This is a genomic window from Deltaproteobacteria bacterium, from assembly GCA_003194485.1.
Lineage (GTDB): Bacteria > Desulfobacterota > Dissulfuribacteria > Dissulfuribacterales > UBA3076 > UBA3076.
On the sequence record PQXD01000006.1, the window covers coordinates 53537 to 76835 of the forward strand.

Sequence of the window (23299 nt, forward strand, 5' to 3'; positions counted from 1 at the left end):
AAAATTGAGGAGTTGACTCAAAAAATGGTTGCTCTATGAAAGAATCTTCAGACCAATGGCAGTAATTGTATGGCAAGCAGCCTACCCGGTGCTTGCTGCCTGTATCTTATATGAAATATCCAGAAGAAACTGACAACACTTAATCGATCGTTCTTGACAGCTTTGTCCACAAATGTAAATATTCAGTGAACCCGTCCGTGGTCCACTGCGCCTTGGAGTTGCCATCCGTGCCCTGCCGCGGAAGCGGTTTGCCTTTTACAGGGTTTTGGGTAGCGGGCCGGATTGCACTGCCTCTCCGGTCCGCAATGAACGGGCCGTGAAACCCGAAAAGTAACTGCTTGTCTATTTTCAGACAATATGACTATTGAGTTAGCTCCGCTTCGATATATAGTCTTTGATTATCGGATAATCATCCCTTGTCCCTCCAGTGCTCTCGTCCCCTGTTTTCTGAGGCTTTTGCAGCATGGGACCCTCCCTGTTCTCCTCCGCTGCGCTCCGGAGCCAGGGCTCCCGTACTGCAAAAGCCGGGAAAACTGCGGGACTTCCGCAAGTCGCTCCAAGGGATGATCATCCAATAATTCGTTACAATCAGCATATGATGCGGAGCTAACTCAATAGTCATATCAGGAAAACCTGCCATTTGAATGGCCTGTTCATATCCTGCCGGAACCGTGATATTTTATATAAAAGCAGCACAGCGGAGGTTGAAATGTTCACAGAAAAGGAAAGACACGTAAAAAAACTCATAGATGAACATGTCCAAAAGGTGGGAGAGTGCCTGGCGTGTTTTCAGGATTGTTTTGAGGCCTATTTTCAAGGGGATTTTGCCAAGGCCCAAACGATTCATGACAACTGCGACCATATTGAGACCGAAGCCGATACGCTGCGCAGAGAGATTGGCGACTACCTGTTCTCCGGGGCCTTCCTCCCTATTGAGCGAAAAGATATCTATATGATGACCGATTGTGTGGATGAGATTGCCAACAAGGCCGAAACGGCCTCTGATGTTGTGGTATATCAGAGCCCGGAAGTCCCGAAGGGCTATGTGGAGACCCTCCGCGAGATCGTTGAGATAATAATGGAGATGTTTCGTGTTTTTCAAGAAGCCGTGAGACTTTTTGCACCCTATGACGCCTTACAGGCACATGACGTCCTTGCTGCCATTAAGGAAAAGATCAACTCTATTGGTGTCATGGAATCAGAGATTGACAAAAAGGAAGAGGCCCTGTTGATAGCCATTTTCCACTCTGATGTTCCCCTTGCCAACAAGATCCAATTGGATCGATTCTTCAGAAGGATTACCGATATCTCAGACATTATAGAAGACGCGGCTGATCGTCTCTATGTCCTTGTGATACGAGAGAGGATATGAAGCACGACAAAAAGGTAATATTTGAGTGTTTATCTCTGCCTTGACGGCCTTTCCGGTACCGCCTTTCGAAACTTCTTCCCTCCAGGCCGGGAAAGATCGGGAGACAGAAATTTTCTTTGATGTCCTCCAGGGGGTTGAATCCCCGTGAAGGCCGTCCTGTTTCAGGTCTTTGGAGGGCTCGGGCTCTTTCTTTTCGGTCTTCACCTCATGAGCGAAAACCTCCAGAGAGTAGTTGGCGACAGGATGAAAAGAGGGCTGGGAACCATTACGAGACGTCCTGTTTACGGCTTGCTGCTTGGTACTATCGTGACCGGAATTATCCAGAGCAGCAGTGCCACCACCGTCATGGTTATTGGTCTCATCAATGCGGGTCTTATGGACTTTTTCCAGTCTATAGGGGTAATTCTCGGGGCAAACATAGGATCCACGGTAACCGCCCAGCTTGTTGCCTTTAACCCTGAACAATGGGCCCTTCCGGCCGTAGGGCTGGGCATGGTCCTGCACCTGTTCTTCAAGAACGCCAGGGTCAAGGACGGCGGATTGGTCCTGCTCGGCTTTGGAATACTGTTTCTGGGCCTTGTTCTTATGAAAAGGGCGATCCCCGCTGGGTCTCACCAGACTATTAAGGATCTCTTTCTGTTGAGCAGCGGCAGCCCTAAGGGAATTCTGATAGGTTTGGCAGTGGGAACAGTTGCCACGGCAATTGTCCAGAGCAGCGGCATTACAGTAAGCATCCTGGTCATGCTTGCGTCCCAGGGCGTGGTGGGTGATCTGAAAGAAGCAATTCCGCTGATCCTGGGTTGCAATATCGGAACCTGCGTAACAGCGCTTATTGCGAGCATTGGTACTGATATAGAATCTAAACGCGCGGCGATTTCGCATACTTTTTTTAATTTCTTCGGCGCATTTCTGACCCTGGTGGTCTTCTATCAGTTTTATCTCTGGATAATTCCCAAAATGGGTGGCAGCCTCGCCCACCAGATTGCCAACATTCACGTAATGATAAAGTTAATGGACGCCTTTTTGTTCCTGCCGATCGTGGGGCACTTTTCAAGGTTCATTTGCTGGATTGTCCCTGCCGGGCCGGTTGAAAAACCCGGCATGGAGACCCCGCAATATCTTGATGACAGATATATTGAGGAACCTGTTATTGCCATTGAGCTGGCAATCAAGGAAATAGTCAGGCTGGGTGAAATCTCCCGTAATATGATAAAGTATGCCATGGATGGATTCATGTATAATGACGAGAGGCTCCTGAACCGCGTGGAAGAGTATGGAAAGGCTGTCGGCAGCCTGCGGGACGCCATCTCCCGTTATGTGATCCGGATTTCCCAGCAAGACTTGAGCGAGGACGATGCGGAGAAGATCCCCAAGCTGATACTTTCTGTCAACAACTTTGATCGCGTAGTCGGGCATGCCTTGAGATTGCTGGAACTCGGGCGTATCAAGGTATCCAAAAATATTCCTCTGATGGGCAGCGCCTTGAATGAACTAAAGAGGACCTATCGCGAAGTGGATACCATGCTTACCGAAGTAAGCGGGTACCTGCCCGAGTTTAAGCGTTAATGAGAGAATTTACATGTACTTCAGGAATTAAAGAAAATGAGGCCGTTTTCGATTGTCGGTAGACTGGCGGGCAGAGCACCTATCGGAGAAAACGTTCAGTCCTTTTATACCTGAGAATCCCTGATTGATCAGGACCTAATGTGTAATTTCCACCTGTCCCTTGATATTTTCAAGCATTTTCGGCCCGATACCCTTGACGTTCAAAAGTTCATCCACGCTCTTGAACGAACCGTGCGCATCCCTGTATTTTATTATGGCCGCCGCCTTTGCCGGTCCGATTCCGCTTATGGATTCCAGAGCGGCCTTATCCGCGGTATTAAGATTTATTGCAGCAAATGCAGAAATAAACAGAAAAAGTACCAGAAAAATAGAACAAAGAATTCCTTTTAACATATTTCGTCCCTCTCTTAAAATTAGATTGATCCGAGGCTCTGCCCTAGCGAGCTTATCGATAAGCAGGACGGAAATGTTTAATCAGAAGGGCCGTCTGCAAGACTAATGAGGTGCATGAATTTCGGTTTGCTGCTTCTGCTCTGTAAACCAACATGGGGTCTCCGGGGGACCCGGGCCGGCAAACAGGCTGTCGGGATCTTCGAGGACAAGGGCATGCTTAAGCACATCATCCATATGCTCGATCGACTGGATATGAATAGAGCGTGTCACCTTGGCAGGAATTTCTTTCAATTCTCTCTCATTTTCCTTTGGCATCAGAACCAGCTCAATACCCCCGCGTCTTGCTGCAAGGAGCTTCTCTTTGAGGCCACCTATCGGGAGTATCCTGCCCCTCAAGGTGATCTCCCCGGTCATGGCTACATTGTGCCTGACAGGAATCTTTAGAAGGGCGGACGCTATTGCCGTGGCAATGGTGATACCTGCCGATGGGCCGTCTTTAGGTATGCCGCCCTCGGGCACATGTATGTGAATATCGACTTTTTGATAAAAATCCCAGGGCAGTCTGAACTCATGGGCTCTTGAGCGTACATAACTCATAGCTGCACGGGCGGATTCCTGCATGACATCACCCAGCTTGCCCGTAATGGTCAGCTCGCCTTTTCCAGGCATAATGACGGCCTCTATCTGAAGCAGGGATCCTCCGGTTTCGGACCAGGCAAGACCTGTAGCCACACCTGTCTGTGCGTTTTCATCTGTCTGCCCGAAACGATAACGAGGGATACCGAGGTACTTATTGAGAGACGATTGGTTGACCTTGATTACCTGGTTTTTCTCCCGATTGCGCACTACTTCCATAGCCACCTTGCGGCAGATTGAGGCCAAAAAACGCTCGAGGTTTCTGACACCGGCCTCTCTGGTGTACGAACGGATTATTTCCAAAACGGCTCCATTACTTATCTGAAGCTGTTCAGGATTCAGACCATGGGCTTCAAGCTGCCTTGGGAGCAAGTAACCATTTGCTATCTCCAGCTTTTCCTCCTCAGTATATCCCGGGAGTTCTATAATTTCCATTCTGTCCTGAAGGGGTAGCGGGATGCGATGAAGGGCATTTGCGGTCGTAATAAACATCACCCGGGAAAGATCATAATCCAGATCCAAATAATGATCATTAAAAGCGAAGTTCTGCTCCGGGTCCAGGACCTCCAGGAGTGCGGATGCAGGGTCTCCACGAAAGTCTGAACTCATTTTGTCCACCTCGTCTATGCAGAACACAGGGTTGCTGGACTTGGCCTTTCTGAGCGACTGGATGATTTTCCCAGGCATTGCGCCAATATATGTACGCCGGTGGCCGCGGATTTCCGCCTCATCCCTCACACCTCCAAGGGAAAGACGTACAAAATTCCTTCCCAGGGCCCGGGCCACTGATTTCGCGAGTGAGGTTTTCCCAACGCCCGGAGGCCCGACCAGACACAAGATCGGCCCTTTCATTTTCTTTACCAGGCTCTGGACGGCCAGATATTCCAGAATTCGTTCCTTGGGTTTTTCCAGGCCGTAGTGGTCTTCATTGAGGATTCGCTCTGCTTCAACTATGTCGTGTTTGTCCCTGGCTTTCTCAAACCAGGGCAGCGCCAGTATCCAGTCAATATAGTTCCTCACCACGGTGGCTTCAGCGGACAAGGGGGCCATCATCTTCAGCTTATTGAATTCACGCCGGATCTTGGCCGCCGCCTCTCTGGTCAGACGCTTGCGTTTTATACGAAGTTCAATATCTCTCAGATCGGCCTGGGAGTCCTCTTTCTGGCCCATCTCCTTTTGGATGGCCTTGATCTGCTCATTGAGATAATAGTCTCTCTGGTTTTTTTCCATCTGCTTCTTAACGCGTTCTTTTACCCGCTGTTCCATCTGAACGACCTGTATCTCGGAACGCATGAGCTCATAAAGCCGCTCAAGTCGTCTGCCGGGATGGACCTGCTCCAGCAGGGACTGTTTATCAGAGATCTTCAGCGGTATGTGGGAAGCAATGGTATCTGACAATCGGGAAGGATCTGTTATGGAAAAAATAGAAAGGGCCACTTCAGAGGGGATCTTCTTGTTATATTTTACATACTCTTCAAAGGCATTAACCGTGACTCGTATAAGGGCCTCTATCTCAGGCGAGCGGTCTGATATTTGCGGCAAAGGCTCTGCCTCCACCATAAAATATTCCTGATTGGGAATGTAACGCTTGATCTCGGCCCGTCGTTTGCCTTCTATCAGGGCCTTGACTGTGCCATCAGGCAGACGAAGCAACTGGAGTATTGTGCCAAGTGTCCCTGTCCGATAGATGTCCTTCTCTATTGGATCATCCACCTTGGCATCCTTTTGGGTAGCTAACAATATCTCCTGGCTCAAGGACATGGCCTGTTCTATGGCCTCTACTGACTTATCACGCCCGACAAAAAGAGGGACCACCATATGCGGGAAAAGGACGATGTCGCGAAGCGGCAGTAGTGAAACAGTCAGTGTTTTGTTTTTTCCACTCATAAATTTATTGCGTCTTTTAAGGCCAGCCGGACCGTAATTTGGTTTTTTGTTTAATTTGATTATAAATTATAAGACCTATTGAAAAAAATACAAGCAATCCTCATTCCATATTATCAATGCTGATCCAGCACTGATTACACTGCAAAGAATCCTGAAATATGATTCCGCGAGTAAGCTTTGAAACCCGAAAAAAGGCAAACCGCTTCAAGGCAGGATATAACGGGTCCATAAGAATATTTACTCCCAATGACCTGCTTAAGACGCCTTGGCCCTTGATTCATAGAGAAGTATGGGCTCTGACTTATTGAGGATTGTATCCTCGGTTATTACACACTCTTTAACATCTTCCTCCCTGGATGGAAGCTCATACATCACATTCAACATGGCCTGCTCAAGAATCGCCCGCAATCCCCGGGCCCCGGTTTTTTTCTTTGTCGCCTCCTTGGCAATGGCCTTTATTGCCCCATCAGTAAAGTGCAGGTCAATATCATCCATGGCAAAGAGCTTCTGGAACTGCTTAATCAGAGCGTTCCTGGGCTCCCTGAGAATCTTTACCAGAGCATCTTCGTCCAATTCCTCCAGGGTCGCAATAACCGGAATTCTGCCGACGAACTCCGGAATCAGTCCATATTTTATTAAGTCTTCCGGCTGAACTTCCCTGAGTATCTCCCCAAGCGAAAGATCTCGTGCACCCTGAACATCAGCGCCAAAACCTATGGAGAACTTGCCCATTCTTGTCTTGACGATGGAATCCAGACCTACAAAAGCACCACCGCATATGAATAATATATCAGTGGTATCAACCTTAACAAAGTCCTGCTGTGGATGTTTGCGCCCGCCCTTCGGGGGCACATTGGCCACGGTACCTTCCATGATCTTCAGAAGTGCCTGCTGAACGCCTTCTCCCGACACGTCTCTTGTAATGGAGGCGCTGTCCGTTTTTTTTGCTATTTTGTCGATTTCATCTATATATACGATTCCACGGCTTGCAAGCTCCACGTCATAGTCAGATGCCTGTAAGAGTTTCAGTATAATATTTTCCACATCCTCCCCTACATACCCTGCCTCTGTCAGTGTGGTGGCGTCTGCCAGTGTGAATGGCACATTAAGGATCTTGGCCAGAATCTGAGCCAAAAGGGTCTTTCCGCTGCCGGTCGGCCCAATAAGTACTATGTTGCTTTTCTGTAGTTCCACATCCTCCATATTGATCCTGGAGTCGATACGTTTATAATGATTGTGTACGGCAACAGAAAGGATCTTCTTGGCCATCTCCTGACCAATAACATATTCATCCAGAAAGGTTTTAATTTCAGCAGGTTTGAGGATATTGCTCCCTGCGCTGCCAATCTCGTTTTCATCGTTAAATTCCTCGGCTATTATATCATTGCAGAGTTCTATGCATTCGTCACAGATATATACGCTGGGCCCGGCTATGAGCTTTTTTACCTCTTCCTGACCCTTCCCGCAGAATGAGCAGTGTAAATCTTTCTGGTTTTCAAGATCTTTTTTCCTAGCCATTCGGCTTATCCTCCCGGGCGGTGATATCACGTTTTGTAATTACTTTATCCACAAGCCCATACTCTCTGGCCTCTTCCCCGCTCATAAAAAAATCCCTTTCCGTATCCTCCTGAATCGTTTCAATAGGCTGGCCGGAATGGGCTGCCAGAATCTCATTCAACTTTTCACGCAACTTCAAGATCTCTCTGGCATGGATATCAATATCTGTCGCCTGTCCCTGGAATCCGCCCATGGGCTGATGGATCAGGATTCGTACGTTGGGAAGGGTATAACGTTTACCTTTGGCACCTGCAGCAAGAAGCATCGCGCCCATGCTGGCCGCCTGACCAAGGCAAAGTGTGCTTACATCAGGCTTGATGTACTGCATGGTGTCATAAATAGCTAAACCTGCAGTAACCATTCCGCCGGGCGAGTTTATGTAAAGTGTTATATCCCTTTCGGGGTCTTCTGCTTCCAGAAAGAGAAATTGGGCTATAATAAGGTTGGCTATGTCATCATCGACTATACCCCCTAAAAATACTATACGTTCTTTAAGGAGGCGCGAGTATATATCATAGGCCCTTTCACCCCTTGGGCTTTGTTCTATAACAATAGGTATCAATGGCATTTAATCAATCTCCCTGGAGGCCGGTTTTACAACTACCTGTTTCAAAAGAAAATCCACGGTCTTCTTCGCCCGCAATTTTGGAAGCACGTTCCGTACCACTGCGTTCTGTAGCTGCCTCTTATCCACACCGAGTTGTTTGGATCGGCCCTCTATATACTTAGTATATTCGGAAACCTCGTCATGGTCCACGGCAATGTTTTCTGTTTCGGCAATTTTGTCCAAAATAATCTCCGTCTTCACTTGTTTAACTGCGTCTTCCCGCATCTTCGCGCGGAGCCGGTCCTCTGAGATCCCGGCCCTCTCAAGGTCCACACCCCGTTCCTGAAGATAACCTCTCACGTTATCAACCATCTGTGTGAGCTTTGCATCAACCAGTTTATCAGGTACGGGAAAATCCACCTGTTCCCTCAATTGTTCCAGGAATTGCTGTCTCAAGCTGCTTTTTGCAGCCTTCTTTTTGTCCTCCTCCAGCTGATTGCGCAAACGATCCCTCAATTCTTCAACGGTCTTGATGTCTGCTCCGACCTGCTTAGCAAAATCGTCATTCAATTCCGGCAATATCCGCTTTTTTATATCTTTTAACACTACCTTGAATTTGACAGTCTTGCCGGCGACCTTTGCATTTAAAGCATCTTCAGGATAGCTGACCTCAATAGACTTCTCAATGCCTTTAGTCATTCCCAGCATTTGTTCTTCAAACACGGAATTGAAATAGCCTGCGCCAACTTCCAGATAGTAATTTTTTTCCGAAAGGCCATCTACGGGCTCACCATCTATCTCCCCTGCATAATCAATTACGGCAAGGTCTTCCTTTTCCACAGGACGATCTTCTCCCGCAGACTCTACTGTTGCAAAATGGCGTCGCAAGGCCTCAAGCTGCTCCTGGATTTCCTCTTCACTGACTTCCACTACGGGCTCTATCAATTCAAGGCCCTTATATTTTGGCAGTTCAAACTCAGGCCAGAGATCCAGAAGGGCTGAATAAGAAAAAGACTCGGCGGTCTTTAAGGGAGAAGTTAAGTCCAACTGGGGATCAAGTAACAGTTCAACGTTTGCCTCCTTAAGGGCCTCTGGCAGGCTCTGTTTAATGAGGCTCTCAAGCACCTCACTTTCTACCTGCGGACCGTAGTGACGCTCCAGTATGCTGCGAGGGGCCTTACCCTTTCTGAAACCTTTAATATTTACTCTCTTTTTCAGTTGCCTGTACGCACTGTCGAACTCCTTAGACACCATGTCAGCGGGTATTTCTACTAAAAGACGTTTCTGAATAGGACCAATATCTTCGACTGAAACCTTCATTAATTTTTACCTTTCTTTACAAGATCAAATTGAGCAGTTCACAAAGCTCCAAAAATTTTGCAGAGGGCTCATTTATTTAATAATATCTTTAAAGAGAAAAATAAAGGCATCGCAGGGGCCGGCAAAAACGCACGAGACTATGCAAAAATTTTTTGGTGCGAGAGGCGAGACTTGAACTCGCATAGGTTTGATCCCGCTGGATCCTAAGTCCAGTGCGTATACCAATTCCGCCACTCTCGCACAAAAAATACTAAAATAATCTAATAAAGGTAAAAATTGAAGTCAAGAAATCATCAATGAACAAAGGAGACTGCCAATATTTGCCTTACACTCATTTTTTTACTACAGACAAAGATGAAATTCGAATAACTAAAAAGGAGAACTAATCAGAATGGAACGTACATTATCCATTATCAAGCCGGACGGCGTGTCCAGGCGACTTATCGGGGAGGTCATTAGGCGCTTTGAAGGTGCTGGATTCCGAATAGTTGCTATGAAGATGATATGCCTGACCAAGAAGGAGGCAGAAGGATTCTATGCAGTTCATAGAGAAAAACCCTTTTTCGAAAGCCTCACTGGTTTCATGTCATCCGGACCAATAATAGTCATGGTCCTTGAGGGTCAAGATGCCATCAGGCGCGTCCGGGAGCTCATGGGGGCTACCAACTACAAGGAAGCAAAGCCTGGTACTATAAGGGCTGATTTTGCCACGGATATTGAAAAAAACGTGGTGCATGGCTCCGATGCCTCTGGGACCGCTGCCACAGAAATAGCCTATTTCTTCAGCAATCTGGACATAGTAGGATAGTCAAAAGAATGAATGGAAAGAGATCTCATTACTAAAATACAGCGTCTGGCTGAAACGCCGATAAAGGATTCCTCCGTACTGGTGAGCATAGGCGATGACTGCGCCGTGGTAGCTCCAAGTCCCGGCCGCCATTTAATAATCACTACTGATACACTTGTTGAGTCAATTCATTTTGATCTTGACTATTTTGATCCGTGGCACCTGGGGAGAAAAACGGCGGCTGTAAATTTGAGCGATGCAGCGGCTATGGGGGGAAATCCCCGCTGGGCCCTTCTGAACCTGGCCGTGCGTCCAGGACTTGCTGACAGTTTTTGGAGTAGTTTCTCTGAGGGACTGCTGTCACGACTATCCGAATACGGAGTAAGGCTGATCGGAGGAGATACTGTAGGCGCCCCGGACTGTCTCTTACTCGGCCTCACCTTGATTGGAGAAGTAGCAGAAGGCAAATGGCTGAGCCGTAGTAGTGCACAGCCAGAAGACCTGATCTACTGTTCGGGTAATCTTGGAGAAGCCGCGGCAGGGCTTGAATGGTTAAAAAGGCACCGGAAGAAGAGAAGATCTCTTGGAAGGCAAAAGGGGATGCACGGGATATCAAGGGCTGTCCTGAAACGGCTTTTAAGCAGACATCTGGACCCCGAGCCCCGCGTGGCGCTGGGACAGGCCCTGGCTGCAAGCGGAATGGTCCAGACCGCCATAGACATCTCTGACGGCATTGCCACAGATCTTGCCCATGTATGCAAAAACAGCGGGGTCGGCGCCGAGGTCTGGGCAAGGAAAATACCGGTTTCCGGCGCCCTAAAGAGAGCGTCCAGGATTTTGGGAATATCGCCGTTAAATCTTGCCGTTACAGGAGGCGAAGATCTTGAGCTCCTTTGGACCGTGTCAAAAAAAAATGAGCCTGGAGTGCGAAAGATTGCTGCAGAGGTTCTGGGGTATGGACCGTTCCGAATCGGAAAAATAGTGCGGAATGACGGGATACTCTTGAAAACGTCTCAAGGCGTCATAGATATTACTTATCAGGGTTATGAGCACTACACTTGATTCCTGATACCTATGTCATTTCTTGGATTTCTGAGATAATAGAATGATAAAAAACAAAATCTTTTATCTTCAAATACTCAATCGCACACTGGAGGTCCGGGGAGAGTGGGAGAACGGCTTTCTGATCCGCATCAAGCTCGATTTTGCCAACGAGACGGAAAGTTGGGCCTTTTCGCCCCTTGCCCAAAAGCTCAGGAAAATCCTTGAAGGAAAATTAAACAGGTCATCAATTCCGTTTAAGCTAAGGGGAACGGCTTTTCAGAAAATGGTATGGGATGCAACAGCTCGTATTCCTTTTGGGGGACTGAGGTCATATAGCGAGATCGCTTCCGAAGTCGGTTGCAGTTCGCCCAGGGCAGTAGGACAGGCACTCAAGTCTAATCCGCTTCCCATTATTATACCCTGTCATAGAGTAATCGGGAAAGGAGGAAGCCTTGTCGGCTTTTCATGCGGTCTGGAGATCAAGGCACTCTTGCTGCAGCTTGAAAAGAACGAATAATTTGCCTATAGAAGAAATAATAGGTATTTTTTAATAATTGGAGAAGCAGCCGGCATGCTTAATGAATTTGAAGCACCTCAGCCCAAGCTGATTGCTCACATCCTTGAGATAATAAACAGCGCTATCCTTGTGGTGGATACCTTTGACCGCATAGTGTTTGCCAACAGCAAGGCTGCCATGATATTCGAAACCGAGAAAAAAGAGCTTGAGGGCAGTCCTCTGTCTGAGATCTTTATGCCAGAAGACCGGGAAGTGTTTCTCTCCAACATCCTCAAGATTACCCGCTCCCAAGGTGAATTCGAAGGAGAGGCCATGCTCCGCAGGCCGGATGGCTCCAATTTCATGGGATTTCTATCCACTTCATCCTGGCAATGGGGAGAAGGCATAGAGGTAATCATAACCATCAATGACATAACCAGGCTCAAGAACATTGAATGGGAACTTATCAGGTCAGGGCGCCTGGTCTTTCTGGGGCGGATGTTGAACGATATCAGCCATCAGATCCGGAATCCGGTACTGACAATCGGAGGTTTTTCAAGGCGCCTTGCCAAGATGGATCTCCAGAAACCTGAACATATTCAGGCAATTATTGACGAATCAGCTCGCCTGGAACTCCTGCTGAACACTCTCAATGAATTTATCAATCTGGATAAACCGAAATTAGAGCCTCTTTCCGTTAAATGTCTGCTCGAGAATATTGAGCCCCATCTGATGAAGCTTGCCGAAAGCCATGGGGCAAAGTGGATCTCCAGGATCCCGTTTTCCCTGCCGAAGGAAAGGGTTCTGGCAGATCCCAGGATATTTATCAGGGCACTTGAAGCCGTTGTCATCAATGCCTGTGATGCCTATGAGCATAAAGACACGGAGAAGACCATAGAGTTCCGGGTAGAATCGGTGGATAACGGTCCCCAAGTCTGTGCCTTTTATATAAAGGATAGGGGCTCAGGAATAAAACCCGAAGTGCTCCCAAACGTCTTCAGCCCTTTTTTCACTACCAAGACAGGGCACATAGGTATGGGGCTTACTTTTGCCGACAGGATAGTAGAAGAGCAGTTCGGGAGTATAGCTATCGAGTCGTCAGTAAATAAAGGTACTATCCTGACCTTTCATTTGTCAAAAGACAGGAGGAGGGAAGTAAGGACCAAAAAAATTTAGCCTTGTGAGGCCTCAATAGCCACATCCAGCTCCTCTCTGCTGACATCATCCGTGACAAGAATTTGACCGATTCCGCGGCTCAGGACAAAGTGAGGTCTCCCTGACCTTGCCTTTTTGTCATGCCGCAGGAGATCTATCAACTCTTTTCTTGAGAGGTTTGCAGGGATCTTCCCGGGGAGATTTAATCTGTCCAGAAGCCTGAGCAGCCTATCAAGATCTCCCTCTGGCATCAAGCCCTTTGCTACAGAGATCCTTGAAACCACCACCATGCCCATGGAAACCGCTTCTCCGTGAGGGATCTGATAGTTTGCTGCCGCCTCCACTGCATGACCCACAGTGTGCCCGAAGTTAAGGATACGCCTCAGATCTCCCTCGCGCTCATCAGCAGATACCACATTAGCCTTTATGGAACAGGAGCTGAAGACTATGTGAGCCGTGGCACGTGGCTCGAGACTTACTATATCCCGCCACTTCTGTTCAAGAAAATCGAACAGCCCCGGACTCCGGATCATTCCATACTTTACTACTTCAGCAAGACCGTTTCTGATCTCGGCCTGGGGCAGAGTAGTCAACACCCCTATGTCCGCATATACTCTTTCAGGCTGGTAAAAGGTCCCGAGGAGATTTTTTCCCTCAGGCAGATCAACCCCTGTCTTTCCGCCTACCGAACTATCTACCTGGGCAAGGAGTGTGGTAGGGATCTGCACAAGCAGTATGCCCCGCATATAGATGGAGGCAAGAAATCCCGCCACATCCCCAACTACTCCGCCTCCCAGGGCCAGTATGGCCGTCTGCCTATCCGCACCCAGGTGCACCATCCTGCGAGCGAGATCCACCACTGTATCCATATTCTTTGAATTCTCGCCTGCTGCAAAAGACAACAATTCAACCCGTATCCCGGCCTGCCTCAGCAACTTGACGAGATCCATCCCAATGTGACTCTCCACATTAGAATCAGTGATGATTACGTATCGCGGAGCGGGCAACACCGAATCGAGATCCCCTCCCAACACCTTCAAGAGTCCATGACCTATGAGGACATCATAGGTATCGGCCCCCAAAGGTACTGTTACAGTGTGCCAGGTACGTTGAATATCCTCGGGCTTATTGTTGCCTGCATCCATTGTGACTGTTCTCCTTCGATGTATACCCCAAATCCGTTTAGTTTCCGGCGGCCTTGAGAACTTCCTCTTTATGGGCCTTGATTGTTCTATTGGCAAGATTTTTCAAACTGCTCTTCGCCTTATTTGGCACCGGCAGTTCCGGCACTCCGGGCAATAACTTCTCAAGGTCGCCGACAGGGGCCAGATCAAGACGGGATGGCAGTTCTTCCACTTTACCTTCTGACAGATTCTCACCTAATACACCAGTAAGATCATCCCTTCTGTCTAAGGTCCTCAAGAAGCTCATGATTTCCTCAAGGGAGAATTTTTCTTTAAACTGGCGGATCTCTTCGTCTATAATCTTGGCCTCCTCCAGCACCTCATCCAACTTTTTCCTGTATTCAAATGTATCCAGGTAGAGTCTTTCATAACTATCCAAAAAAAGATTGGTGAACCTGGAATGTGATTTCCAGCCATGGATTTCCATATCCTTAAAGATCTGCTCCATGATCGTTGCCGATTCCGCCACATACTTATCGAAAAAAGGCCGGTCTTCCCAACCCGCAAACCTTAAGAATTCGTCAATCAGGTCAGGGTCTCTCAAAAGGACATATATTCTGACTATATCCCTCCCTATCTTTTGTTCGTATAAAAAGCGAAGATCACGGATCATGGCCTCAAGGGCATGCCTGTCTTCTTCTATGATTTTTCTGTAGCCGAAGTACCTCTCTGCTATCTCTCTCTTTATCTGGTATGTTAATGCCTTTCCGATATCCTGTTCCATAGCCTTTATGCCTTTCCTTGATACTCAGTTTTATTTTATCTGGACGTTTATCTCAATAACAGATAAAAAATACCTGGTTCTTTCCAATGCCGTTTTTTATTTCAAAAATCCCGTGCTACACGATATCTGCCTTTTCATAGGACAGCATGGACTGCGCTCGGTGCATTTTATGGAACCTGCTATAAAAAAAATAATACACGACCTCCTGCTTGCCATTACTCCAGCGCTTCTGATCTGCGCCTGCCTTTCTGGCTGCGCCGGAAAATCGAAAAGGCTGCCAGATGTTCACATCGGTTCCAGGATCGCAAATGGAGACATATTAAATGCTATGAGCCTGCGGGCAAATCAACTCTCCGGCCTTAAGTCCAGAGTCAAATTGAAGCTCGCGATCCATGATCAGGCTCAGCCTGAAATCAAAGGCCAGGTTATGTGGACAAGGACACATGAAGGAAGGCTTGCCAGAGTGACAGGTTATGGTCCCTTTGGCGTAACCGTCTTTGATTGCCTGGTTGGGAAAAGAGCCTTTTATCTCTTTATACCATCGCATAAAGTAGTATATGTTACCAGTATTAATGATAAACTCAAAAATGGCAAGGAGATGGCGTACCTCATTAAAGAGGCATCTTGGCTATTGAATCCCTGGGGTGTGGCAGTGACGCAAGATGCCGAAGTAGTTCCATGCAGTGGGGAAAGAGGCCTTAAAGATTATGAACCAATCTGTATCAGCTTTTCCCATCAAGGCGAAACGGGATGGGCAGAGTTCGACAGACAAACACTGTCGCCAATCTCTTTAGAGAACCCCGAACTCAAAGTCCTATACAATGACCCTGTATTGCTCGGGGATTGCATGCTTTATCCGAGCAAAATCTGGATGAAAATCAAGGAACTGGATATGGAAATAAAAGTCACCCTTAAAGACATTCAACCAGGTTTACTGAACCCGGAAGACCCGGTATTTGACCCGACACCATACTTGAATCAGGCCCTGCGACCTCTGGTGGTGCTGCTGGATTCACTCCGTAATGTACGTTAGTGCAGTGGACCCGTTATATCCTGCCTTGTAAAGGTGTCCCTTAATGAGATTGACAGAGCCATACCCAAACCCTCTCCCCTTGGGGGAGAGGGCAGGGTGAGGGGGAACCCAAAGCAGCCCCGGATTATTGAGAAGTTACGAGTTTTCTGCTTAAGTATTTGGACTACGGCACAAATCCTGATACTTCAACAAGTTAGCATACTTTGGTGGTTTTTTTCTCAAACCAAATTGTACATACTTGTCTGAGCCCGTTTAGCGTCTGAATTAGGGGATTACAGGGACTTTGTTTTTTCTGCTTTTTTAACCTTATCAAGCCTGCCTCAATTCGTATGAAATCCTCGCTTTTCCTGTCGTATTGGCCCAGATCGATCTTAAATCTCTCAGCCATTTCCTTTACTACTGGCAAGGGATCGGGATCGCATTTTTCCCAGACTGTTCTTAATTCCCTGAGAAATATATTGGCAGTTACAGGACCTATGCCATAAAGGCCTGTTAATTTGCTTTCAAGGTCTCTGCTATTTTGTGCCTCTTCGTGCAGATTTTTCAGGCTCCCATGATAATTCACCAGGATCGCATGGCAGTTTCTCAGGACCTTGGTAGAGGTCTTCCCGTCATAACGGACGTATCCGCCCTCCCGCATGATCGGACTTACCAGATAATCCCAGCCGCTCTCTAATATGGTTTTGGGCTCCAGCAGGTGATATCTCTCAAAGGTCTTATAGGTTTTCTTGGCAATGGTTTCCGATATTCGAGCCCCGAAAAGCAGGCTTGCCAAAAACCACTTGAAGATTTCCCTGTCGTCGTTTTCCCACAGGTTGATGCCTAATTCCTCGGAATAGAGCTGACTTTTCTTAAGGCGGTTGATATCGATCTGAATACCCTTGGGTTTCAAGATGCCGGAATCTCTAACAGGTCTATCGAAACAAGCTTTGATACCCCCTTTTCTTGACTCGCTGCCCGGTGGCTGACCAGTCTTCCGGGGCGGGCATCCAACCCGCTAGAATGTTCGGCCGGGCGAGGCCGCACAGGGATGATCACTCAAGATGTCAGGCTTGTGCCAACATGCCGGCAAGATCTCTGGGCAATTGGGCAAGGACATCTTTTATCTCCCCTGCTATATAGTTCAGTGCTGCTCGAATATCAGTTGAGTAGACAACAACATGATGGTATTAAAAAATAGATTAAGACGTGTCAATGTATTTGGGGATCGGCTGATGTATGACGTCGCTTGCTGTGGATCGGCTCATCTCCGGGGAAAGGGGTTTCAATATCATTCTGGATGACGATAGGGATCCCCGCGACATGCAAACCAAGATTATCGGAATAGACTGCGCCACACACCCCAGCAGAGTGGGGGTTGCCCTCGGACTGGTGAATCAGCAAACCGCAAAGCTCCTGCAGGTGGAGGTTGGTGGACGTGATTCGTCAACCTCCGCCTCTGATAGAAAGGTAGGTGTCCGGCATGTGGTGCCCTGATACCTGGGAGATTTTGAAATAATGGCACGATGTGCTGTATGTGATGTTACCTCCAGCTACATCTCGAAGGAAATTGGGGTATGCCTGAGATGCATAAGGGAAAGACCGGAAGACGCCTTGCCTCATGCAATGTGTGCTCACAGGAGGAGTAGGACCGCCTTTGGATTGCCGGAAAGGCCACCAAAGAACCCTGACGGTCTCACTTGTAAGATCTGTGTAAATGAATGCAGAATCCCTGAGAATGGAATCGGCTATTGCGGATTGAGAAGGAACGAGGGAGGGAAAATCAGGGACGTATCTTCTCAAAGGGGGAAACTCTCATGGTATCATGATCCCTTGCCTACAAACTGTGTTGGAGACTGGGTATGTCCCGGAGGAACAGGTGCAGGTTATCCAGAATATGCCTACTGTCCAGGCCCTGAGCGTGGATATAAGAATCTTGCGGTATTTTTCCATGCCTGCTCATTCAACTGTCTTTTTTGCCAGAACTGGCACTTCAGGGAGGAGACCCTCAAGCCTCGTACTCGCTCTGTAGACGAACTTGTTGCAGATGTTGTTGAAAGGACCTCATGTATCTGCTACTTTGGTGGGGATCCAGTACCACAGCTCCCTTTTTCGTTCAGGGCATCAAGGCTCGCTATGGAGAGGAATAAGGGTAGGATCCTGAGGGTCTGCTGGGAGACCAATGGCTCCATGAACAGGCATCTTCTCGACAGAATGGTGGAATTGGCACTCAAGTCCGGGGGCTGTATAAAGTTCGACTTGAAGGCCTGGAATGAGAATCTCCATATAGCTCTGACCGGGATTACCAACAGAAGGACCATAGAGAACTTTGCGAGGGCAGGGAGAAAGATCATGCAAAGGCCTGTACCTCCCTTGCTCATCGCGAACACCCTTCTTATACCCGGCTACATAGACGAGGACGAGATAAGTAGCATAGCGAGTTTCATCGCATCGATAAATCCGGATATTCCCTATAGTCTTCTTGCATTCTATCCCCATTTTTATATGTCGGACATGCCGCCGACGCAGCGAGTCATGGCAGATAGATGTCTTACAATCGCCCAGGAAGAGGGCTTAAGAAACGTAAGAATAGGGAATATTCACCTTCTTGTATAGGAGAATCGGGCCTTTCATTTTGTCTCAAGACCCGGTTAAGCCAACCCAGAGATCTCGTGTTCATGGTTAAGTTGCTCCAGGATCTCCTGTAGTCCCTTCCTGACGGGCTCAGCACCGGCCATCAAGATGGCGTAAAGGACAAAACCCATAAGCTGGAGCGCATATGGAAATTGCATAACCAGTGAGAACTTTCCGCGTCAGATCCCCAAAAAGAAAGTTCACCGTTCAAAGTTCATAGGTTCAAAGGTTGTCAACCCTAATTAAACTATTAAACTAACTCCGCGTCCCTTAGATCAGCGCGGCGAGGGGCTCGGGATCTAAAGCTTCACGCCGCTTTTTGCCGGGCAACGACCTCAAGCTCCACGCCTTCGCGCTCCTGAAGGACCTGGAGGATATCAAAGAGATTGTTAGAACTCGGATTACCCTTTGGCCCGAGCATCCGGTGAAGGCTCTTGCTTTGTTTGTCCAGGGCCTCGGCAAGCTCTTCAAAGCCCACCGTTGCGTTGATGTAGTCCCGGAGGATCGACTTCCCCACTTCGACGTCTCTGGTGAGAAAGGCGTGGACCGCTTCGATCAAAAGCGCCCGTCGGAACTCTGGATCAGTCTCTGCCCTTGCCTTTACAGTCTCCCGAAAATCTTTCGTAATAGCCATACCCATATACCTCATTCTGGCCTTGTAGGTTTGCCAGCATCTCTTTGCCGCCTTGATGTCATGGCTTTGCCGCTTCTTTGTCCCACCTCCAACTAAAATGACAATCCTGTCTCCGTCCTTTCCGAAATAGATTCTATACCCCGGGCCGAAATCAACCCGGTACTCAAAGATTCCCTCCCCGATTCCCTTGACGTTCGAAAAATTGCCCTGCTCCAGGCGATACACCGCTGTAGTCGCCTTCGCCGCCGCAACAGTATTCAGGCCAGTGAACCATTGTGCATAGGGGGCCGCCCTTCCTCGTCGATATATTCGCGAACAATAATTCCCACGACTATATAGTAACGTCTATGTTACCAATGTCAATTACTTTTGGGTCAGAAAACATTGTTCAGCCTAACCAAGGGAAAAAGAGCGCCTGAAATGATAGAGTTATTCTACGAGAGAGCCCGAGCAAACAACGTTGAGGCCGCTCAAGGACCTGTGGAAAATTGGGGATGATCACTGATTAACCCCTTCCCAACCCCTGAACAGCGATTTTCTATCAAGCAACCATTTCCATGCGGGGATAATGTTTACCCTAACATTGCCTACATCTAATTCTGCTTCTTCTCTCAGGTTGATCAAGATAAAGCGGGCATTCGGCAGGGAAAAAGATGCCTCCTCTAATGCCCGGCATTCGCGATCGCGAGTCACGCGATTGCTTATGTCTGCTGAGACCTGGATTATATCCATGGATTTATCCGGATACTCCGCCACGAAATCCACTTCATACCCGGATTGAGTAGTGAAATAAGTAACCATTGCATCGCGACGGCATAATTCCATAAAAATACAATTCTCGAGAAGATGGCCGACTTCAGGTTCACGAGATAGAGAAAAAGATGCTGCCAAAGCAGTGTCAATTACATAGGGTTTGATGGGATTCACCATTTTCTTTCGTTCAGATTGGGTGTAAATATGGATAGTTCGCAAGAGAAAAACATCCTGAATATGCCCAAGATATTCATATAGGGTCGTCTTGGCGACCTTCATGCCCTGCGATTTCAGGTCATTAAAGAACTTGTTTACTGTGAAATGCAGTCCGGAATTCCTGATAAAATGTCTGATCAGTTTTTTTAACACAACTATGTTAGTGACTTTGAACCTGTCAACAATATCACGAAAAATAACTGTATTTACATATCCTTGTAATAAGAGATAGCGGTCTGATATCGATAATCCCTGGGCTTCGGGAAAACCGCCCTCAAGGAGATATTTCAATAACTGATTCTCCATCAGGGACCGCAGTTGCTTGTTGACCCGATTCAAGGAAGTTGGAACATTAATATTGCGGCTTTTTAGGAACTCTCGAAAACTATACGGATATATAATCGCCTCTATCGACCGACCTCGCATGGCCGAGGCGATTTCTCGACTCAACATCTTGGCAGAAGATCCGCTGATAAAGATCTGAACATTTTCAGAGTCCATAAAATATCTGACGAACTTTTCCCAGCCATCGATCAGTTGAATCTCATCAAGAAAAAAGTAGGCCTTTCCAGGACGGTTTTCTGGAAACATTGCATAATATTCATCTATTATCCAGTGCAGGTCTTTGACTGTCATATCAGAGAGACGCTCATCTTCAAGGTTCAGATATACAACTCGCGACCGTTCAATTCCTTGCCTCATTAAATGATTCATTGTCTGATACAAGAAATAGGTCTTGCCCACCCGTCTCATACCGATAATGGCATAGGCCTTGTTGGGGATTTCCGGCAACCGGTATTCCCTTTCGACCAAGGCCGGTATATCCATGCTTACAGCATCGGCAAGTCTCTGTTGAATGATGTTCCTCATTATTCAGTCCTCTCAATAAATCTACTTCTTGAGATATTTATCCTTATTCATAAGGCATGTTAATAATATATTTATATCTTTTGTCAAGGACAAATCTATCTCTCTACCACATTAAATAATGAAATGGATAGCCTTATATGTCCATTTCGCTTTTATCCTTTAATAATTTACATTTTTTGGACACGGATTACACGGATGGGCACAGATTAGTATCTTATTAATTATTTTCGCGTTTTTTCTGGCAGAAAATTCTGAAACACAATCACGAAAGCACGAAAGATTGAAAGCACGAAATAAAACAACATTCAGGCTTTCGTGTCTTCGTATTTTCGTGCTTTCGTGATCAATTTTTTTATCTTCAAACCTTTTTGGTTCCGGCTTGTCCGGGTATAGGCATTATGACACCGAGGCTGAGAAGGACATTTCGTAAACTGAAGAGCTAATACAGCAAACTGTCATGGCGGGGCTTTCGTCACCCCCACGCATGAAAATAATTAGCCACCCGCTCGCTACGCTCGCTTGACACACACAGACACACACAGACTTTTTACTCTGCCGACATAGCAGGGTAAAAATAACACGTACCCAAGGGATGCCGACAATTTATCCGCTGGTGTGTCCACCAGCAGATAAGGTTTTTTGTCTGTGTGTCCATGTGTGTGTCTGTGGCTGATTAAATCGGCCTCTCAAGACGCTCCAGTACTTTTTCCGCAAAGGCCCAGACCTCATTCTTGTCCATCCTGGTCTTATAGGGTATGGGAGTCTCCCGGCCGTAAAGCATCTTGTAGAACCGCTTAAGCGCTTCCGTATCCCTGGCATCCAGCTTGTCAGGGTTTATCTCCCCGCCCAGGAGTCCGGCATGGATCGGGGGTTCCGGCAGGCTCTTGATCAACGGCAGGATATAGTCCCATCCGCCGTGGACCTTTCCCTGTACAAAGACCCCTGTTGTGTCCATGGCGACCCCAAAGACCACGGTCTTTTTGCCTTTCAGCGCATCCTTGAAGCGGCTTACATATTCTTGTACTGAGGGCAATACGTGGTGATTGTAGATACCGGAACCAAGAATGACAAGATCTGCATCCGCAGGGTCAGGTATGGACTCAGCATTATCCACAAGGCAACCGCCGCCCAGTCTTTCCGCCAGCCATCTTCCGATTTCCAGAGTGGAACCGTACTTGCTCGCGCATACGATTAAGGTTTTCATGATCGTCCTCCGACATGACAAGACCTGTTGGTTTAAAGCGCCATGGAACCAGGCCGGGCGTCTTTCCGATGACAGTGCTGGAAGTAATCGATAAGGGCCTGGGCCAGGTTCACATTCCAGAACTCCCCTGCCACTGTGAGCTCAATCCACCCGTTCCCCGGACGCCGTATCAGGCCCGCCCGCTCCCATTGCTCAAGGAGCGGGGAAAAGATTACCTCTAAGTCAAAACCGTGCCGTTTTCCAAGGGCGGTGAGATCCATTTTGCCATTTTCCATCTGGCCAACCATGTCTCTGAAAAGAGGGGAGTGGGCTGGCAGGAGAATGGCCATGGCCACTGGTTTTTCCCCTGCATTGACACGCCTGTAGTATGCCTTCAGATTTCTCTCCTGGAAGAAATAGTGGCCGTGAAGGCGCCCCCCTGCACCGCAGCCCAGGGGGATGCAGGTGGCCCCGTAGCGGATAAAGGTATTGTAACGGTTGCGCTCCCTGGAAGTACGGCCCCAATGAGACATGGAGAGGCGCCTGAAACGGGCCGCGGTCATCATCTCCCTTCCCCTTAAAAACATCTCTGCCTGGGTGGGGATGTCAGCAGGGGGCGGGAGCTTACCTTGATCTACAGCCCGGCTCAAAAGGCTGCCCTTAAAGACGTTCAACTGGTAGAGATCGGCGCCGTCCAGCTTCGTCTCTTCGATCAGGGTCCTCAGGTCATCTTCCCAGACCGCCATGGTCTGGCCCGGGAGCCCGTAGATGAGGTCAATAATTACGGCCCCGTTGTCCAGGCCGGTCAAGGTGGTGAGCATTTTCAGGACCCCGGCCCTGTCCGCTATGCGTCCGACGTCCTGCCGGACCTTGGTGTTGAAGCTCTGGACACCGATGGAGAAACGGTTGGCTCCTCCGGCCGTGCAGGCCCGCATCTTGTCCTGCCCGAAGTCGGAAACCCTGCCTTCCACAGTGATTTCGCAGTCATCGCTTAAGGGGAACAAGCGGCAAACGGCCTCGATCAGCCGCTTTAGATCCCCGGCATCCAAAGCCGTAGGTGTCCCGCCTCCCAGATAGACTGCATGTATGGGGTGGCTGGTCACTGCCGGAAGACCTGAGACCTGCTCCATCTCCTTGAGAACGGCATCAGTGTAACGGGCGCTGTCGCCCTGGCGCAAGGTATGCATGAAGAATCCGCAAAAGAGCGTGTCCCGTAAATCATATCAGCCGAAGATTTCGATTCGGCCAAATTTTGGCCTTATGCCCCTCTGGACTTTCTGGAAATGCTGATTATTGAGATTCATTGTCATAAGAGCCTTATTCCACCCC

Annotated in this window: 22 protein-coding genes, 1 tRNA gene and 1 pseudogene; 9 read left to right on the top strand and 15 right to left on the bottom strand. The window is 48.1% G+C overall.

Translation table 11 applies throughout. From position 1 onward, the window contains the following. Positions 1 to 409: 409 nt before the first annotated feature. On the bottom strand, positions 410 to 640 hold the full coding sequence (locus C4B57_04910) for a hypothetical protein (protein PXF54950.1): 231 nt from the start codon (positions 638 to 640) through the stop codon (positions 410 to 412). Between C4B57_04910 and C4B57_04915 the strand changes: the two genes are divergently transcribed. Beyond that, complete coding sequence (locus C4B57_04915; protein ID PXF54951.1) at positions 641 to 1372, top strand: hypothetical protein; 732 nt, start codon at positions 641 to 643, stop codon at positions 1370 to 1372. It begins immediately after the preceding gene. Between the two features lie 144 nt (positions 1373 to 1516). Continuing rightward, a complete protein-coding gene (locus C4B57_04920; protein ID PXF54952.1) occupies positions 1517 to 2938 on the top strand; it encodes a hypothetical protein in 1422 nt (473 codons plus the stop codon). Between the two features lie 135 nt (positions 2939 to 3073). Here the strand turns inward: C4B57_04920 and C4B57_04925 are convergent, their stop codons facing one another. The 6 genes from C4B57_04925 to C4B57_04950 form a co-directional block, all read right to left on the bottom strand. Continuing rightward, entirely contained in the window at positions 3074 to 3331 is a 258-nt protein-coding gene (locus tag C4B57_04925) for a DNA-binding protein (GenBank protein PXF54953.1), read from the bottom strand. Positions 3332 to 3433: 102 nt separating this feature from the next. Then, positions 3434 to 5854, bottom strand: coding sequence for an endopeptidase La (locus C4B57_04930; protein PXF54954.1), 2421 nt, complete (start codon positions 5852 to 5854; stop codon positions 3434 to 3436). A 255-nt stretch (positions 5855 to 6109) separates the two neighbouring features. Continuing rightward, complete coding sequence (locus C4B57_04935) at positions 6110 to 7372, bottom strand: ATP-dependent Clp protease ATP-binding subunit ClpX (GenBank protein ID PXF54955.1); 1263 nt, start codon at positions 7370 to 7372, stop codon at positions 6110 to 6112. After that, positions 7365 to 7979 carry an ATP-dependent Clp endopeptidase, proteolytic subunit ClpP gene (gene clpP, locus C4B57_04940; GenBank protein PXF54956.1) on the bottom strand — a complete coding sequence of 205 codons (615 nt, stop codon included), beginning with the start codon at positions 7977 to 7979 and terminating at the stop codon, positions 7365 to 7367. The genes C4B57_04935 and clpP overlap by 8 nt, the downstream gene beginning before the upstream one ends. Then, on the bottom strand, positions 7980 to 9278 hold the full coding sequence (tig, locus tag C4B57_04945; GenBank protein ID PXF54957.1) for a trigger factor: 1299 nt from the start codon (positions 9276 to 9278) through the stop codon (positions 7980 to 7982). Between the two features lie 153 nt (positions 9279 to 9431). After that, positions 9432 to 9518 (bottom strand) — tRNA-Leu (locus tag C4B57_04950). 151 nt (positions 9519 to 9669) lie between these two features. Here C4B57_04950 and C4B57_04955 point away from each other — a divergent pair. From C4B57_04955 to C4B57_04970, 4 genes are read left to right on the top strand one after another with little or no spacing between them, the layout of a single operon-like run. Next, complete coding sequence (locus tag C4B57_04955) at positions 9670 to 10086, top strand: nucleoside-diphosphate kinase (GenBank protein PXF54958.1); 417 nt, start codon at positions 9670 to 9672, stop codon at positions 10084 to 10086. A gap of 12 nt (positions 10087 to 10098) precedes the next feature. Continuing rightward, on the top strand, positions 10099 to 11127 hold the full coding sequence (gene thiL, locus C4B57_04960) for a thiamine-phosphate kinase (protein PXF54959.1): 1029 nt from the start codon (positions 10099 to 10101) through the stop codon (positions 11125 to 11127). Positions 11128 to 11170: 43 nt separating this feature from the next. Then, a complete protein-coding gene (locus C4B57_04965; GenBank protein ID PXF54960.1) occupies positions 11171 to 11626 on the top strand; it encodes a methylated-DNA--[protein]-cysteine S-methyltransferase in 456 nt (151 codons plus the stop codon). 54 nt (positions 11627 to 11680) lie between these two features. Next, positions 11681 to 12781, top strand: coding sequence for a hypothetical protein (locus C4B57_04970; protein PXF54961.1), 1101 nt, complete (start codon positions 11681 to 11683; stop codon positions 12779 to 12781). Here C4B57_04970 and aroB read toward each other — a convergent pair. Then, on the bottom strand, positions 12778 to 13905 hold the full coding sequence (gene aroB / locus C4B57_04975; GenBank protein PXF54962.1) for a 3-dehydroquinate synthase: 1128 nt from the start codon (positions 13903 to 13905) through the stop codon (positions 12778 to 12780). The two genes, C4B57_04970 and aroB, sit on opposite strands and share 4 nt — an antisense overlap. 37 nt (positions 13906 to 13942) lie before the next feature. Continuing rightward, the gene (locus tag C4B57_04980) at positions 13943 to 14668 is read right to left on the bottom strand and encodes a hypothetical protein (GenBank protein PXF54963.1); all 726 of its coding nucleotides are present in this window, start codon (positions 14666 to 14668) and stop codon (positions 13943 to 13945) included. Positions 14669 to 14675: 7 nt separating this feature from the next. Between C4B57_04980 and C4B57_04985 the strand changes: the two genes are divergently transcribed. Further along, on the top strand, positions 14676 to 15701 hold the full coding sequence (locus C4B57_04985; GenBank protein PXF54964.1) for a hypothetical protein: 1026 nt from the start codon (positions 14676 to 14678) through the stop codon (positions 15699 to 15701). 193 nt (positions 15702 to 15894) lie between these two features. On the opposite strand, the gene C4B57_04990 is transcribed toward C4B57_04985, so the two are convergent. Beyond that, positions 15895 to 16593 (bottom strand): hypothetical protein, encoded by a 699-nt coding sequence (locus C4B57_04990; protein ID PXF54965.1) that lies wholly within the window; start codon positions 16591 to 16593, stop codon positions 15895 to 15897. A 326-nt stretch (positions 16594 to 16919) separates the two neighbouring features. On the opposite strand from C4B57_04990, the gene C4B57_04995 reads away from it, so the two are divergent. Both C4B57_04995 and C4B57_05000 read left to right on the top strand, forming a co-directional pair. Then, positions 16920 to 17177: a hypothetical protein gene (locus C4B57_04995; protein PXF54966.1), complete on the top strand. Its 258-nt coding sequence runs from the start codon at positions 16920 to 16922 to the stop codon at positions 17175 to 17177. Between the two features lie 21 nt (positions 17178 to 17198). Next, positions 17199 to 18296 (top strand): radical SAM protein, encoded by a 1098-nt coding sequence (locus C4B57_05000; protein PXF54967.1) that lies wholly within the window; start codon positions 17199 to 17201, stop codon positions 18294 to 18296. Between the two features lie 325 nt (positions 18297 to 18621). Here C4B57_05000 and C4B57_05005 read toward each other — a convergent pair whose 3' ends face one another. From C4B57_05005 to hutW, 5 genes and pseudogenes are all read right to left on the bottom strand, one after another. Beyond that, the gene (locus tag C4B57_05005) at positions 18622 to 18948 is read right to left on the bottom strand and encodes a transcriptional regulator (GenBank protein ID PXF55011.1); all 327 of its coding nucleotides are present in this window, start codon (positions 18946 to 18948) and stop codon (positions 18622 to 18624) included. 12 nt (positions 18949 to 18960) lie between these two features. Continuing rightward, a pseudogene (locus C4B57_05010) lies at positions 18961 to 19257 on the bottom strand (addiction module protein). Positions 19258 to 19446: 189 nt separating this feature from the next. Then, positions 19447 to 20787: an ATPase gene (locus tag C4B57_05015; GenBank protein PXF54968.1), complete on the bottom strand. Its 1341-nt coding sequence runs from the start codon at positions 20785 to 20787 to the stop codon at positions 19447 to 19449. 673 nt (positions 20788 to 21460) lie between these two features. Then, a complete protein-coding gene (locus C4B57_05020) occupies positions 21461 to 21991 on the bottom strand; it encodes a hypothetical protein (protein PXF54969.1) in 531 nt (176 codons plus the stop codon). A gap of 32 nt (positions 21992 to 22023) precedes the next feature. Next, positions 22024 to 23157 carry a heme anaerobic degradation radical SAM methyltransferase ChuW/HutW gene (gene hutW / locus C4B57_05025; GenBank protein ID PXF54970.1) on the bottom strand — a complete coding sequence of 378 codons (1134 nt, stop codon included), beginning with the start codon at positions 23155 to 23157 and terminating at the stop codon, positions 22024 to 22026. Between the last annotated feature and the right edge of the window lie 142 nt (positions 23158 to 23299).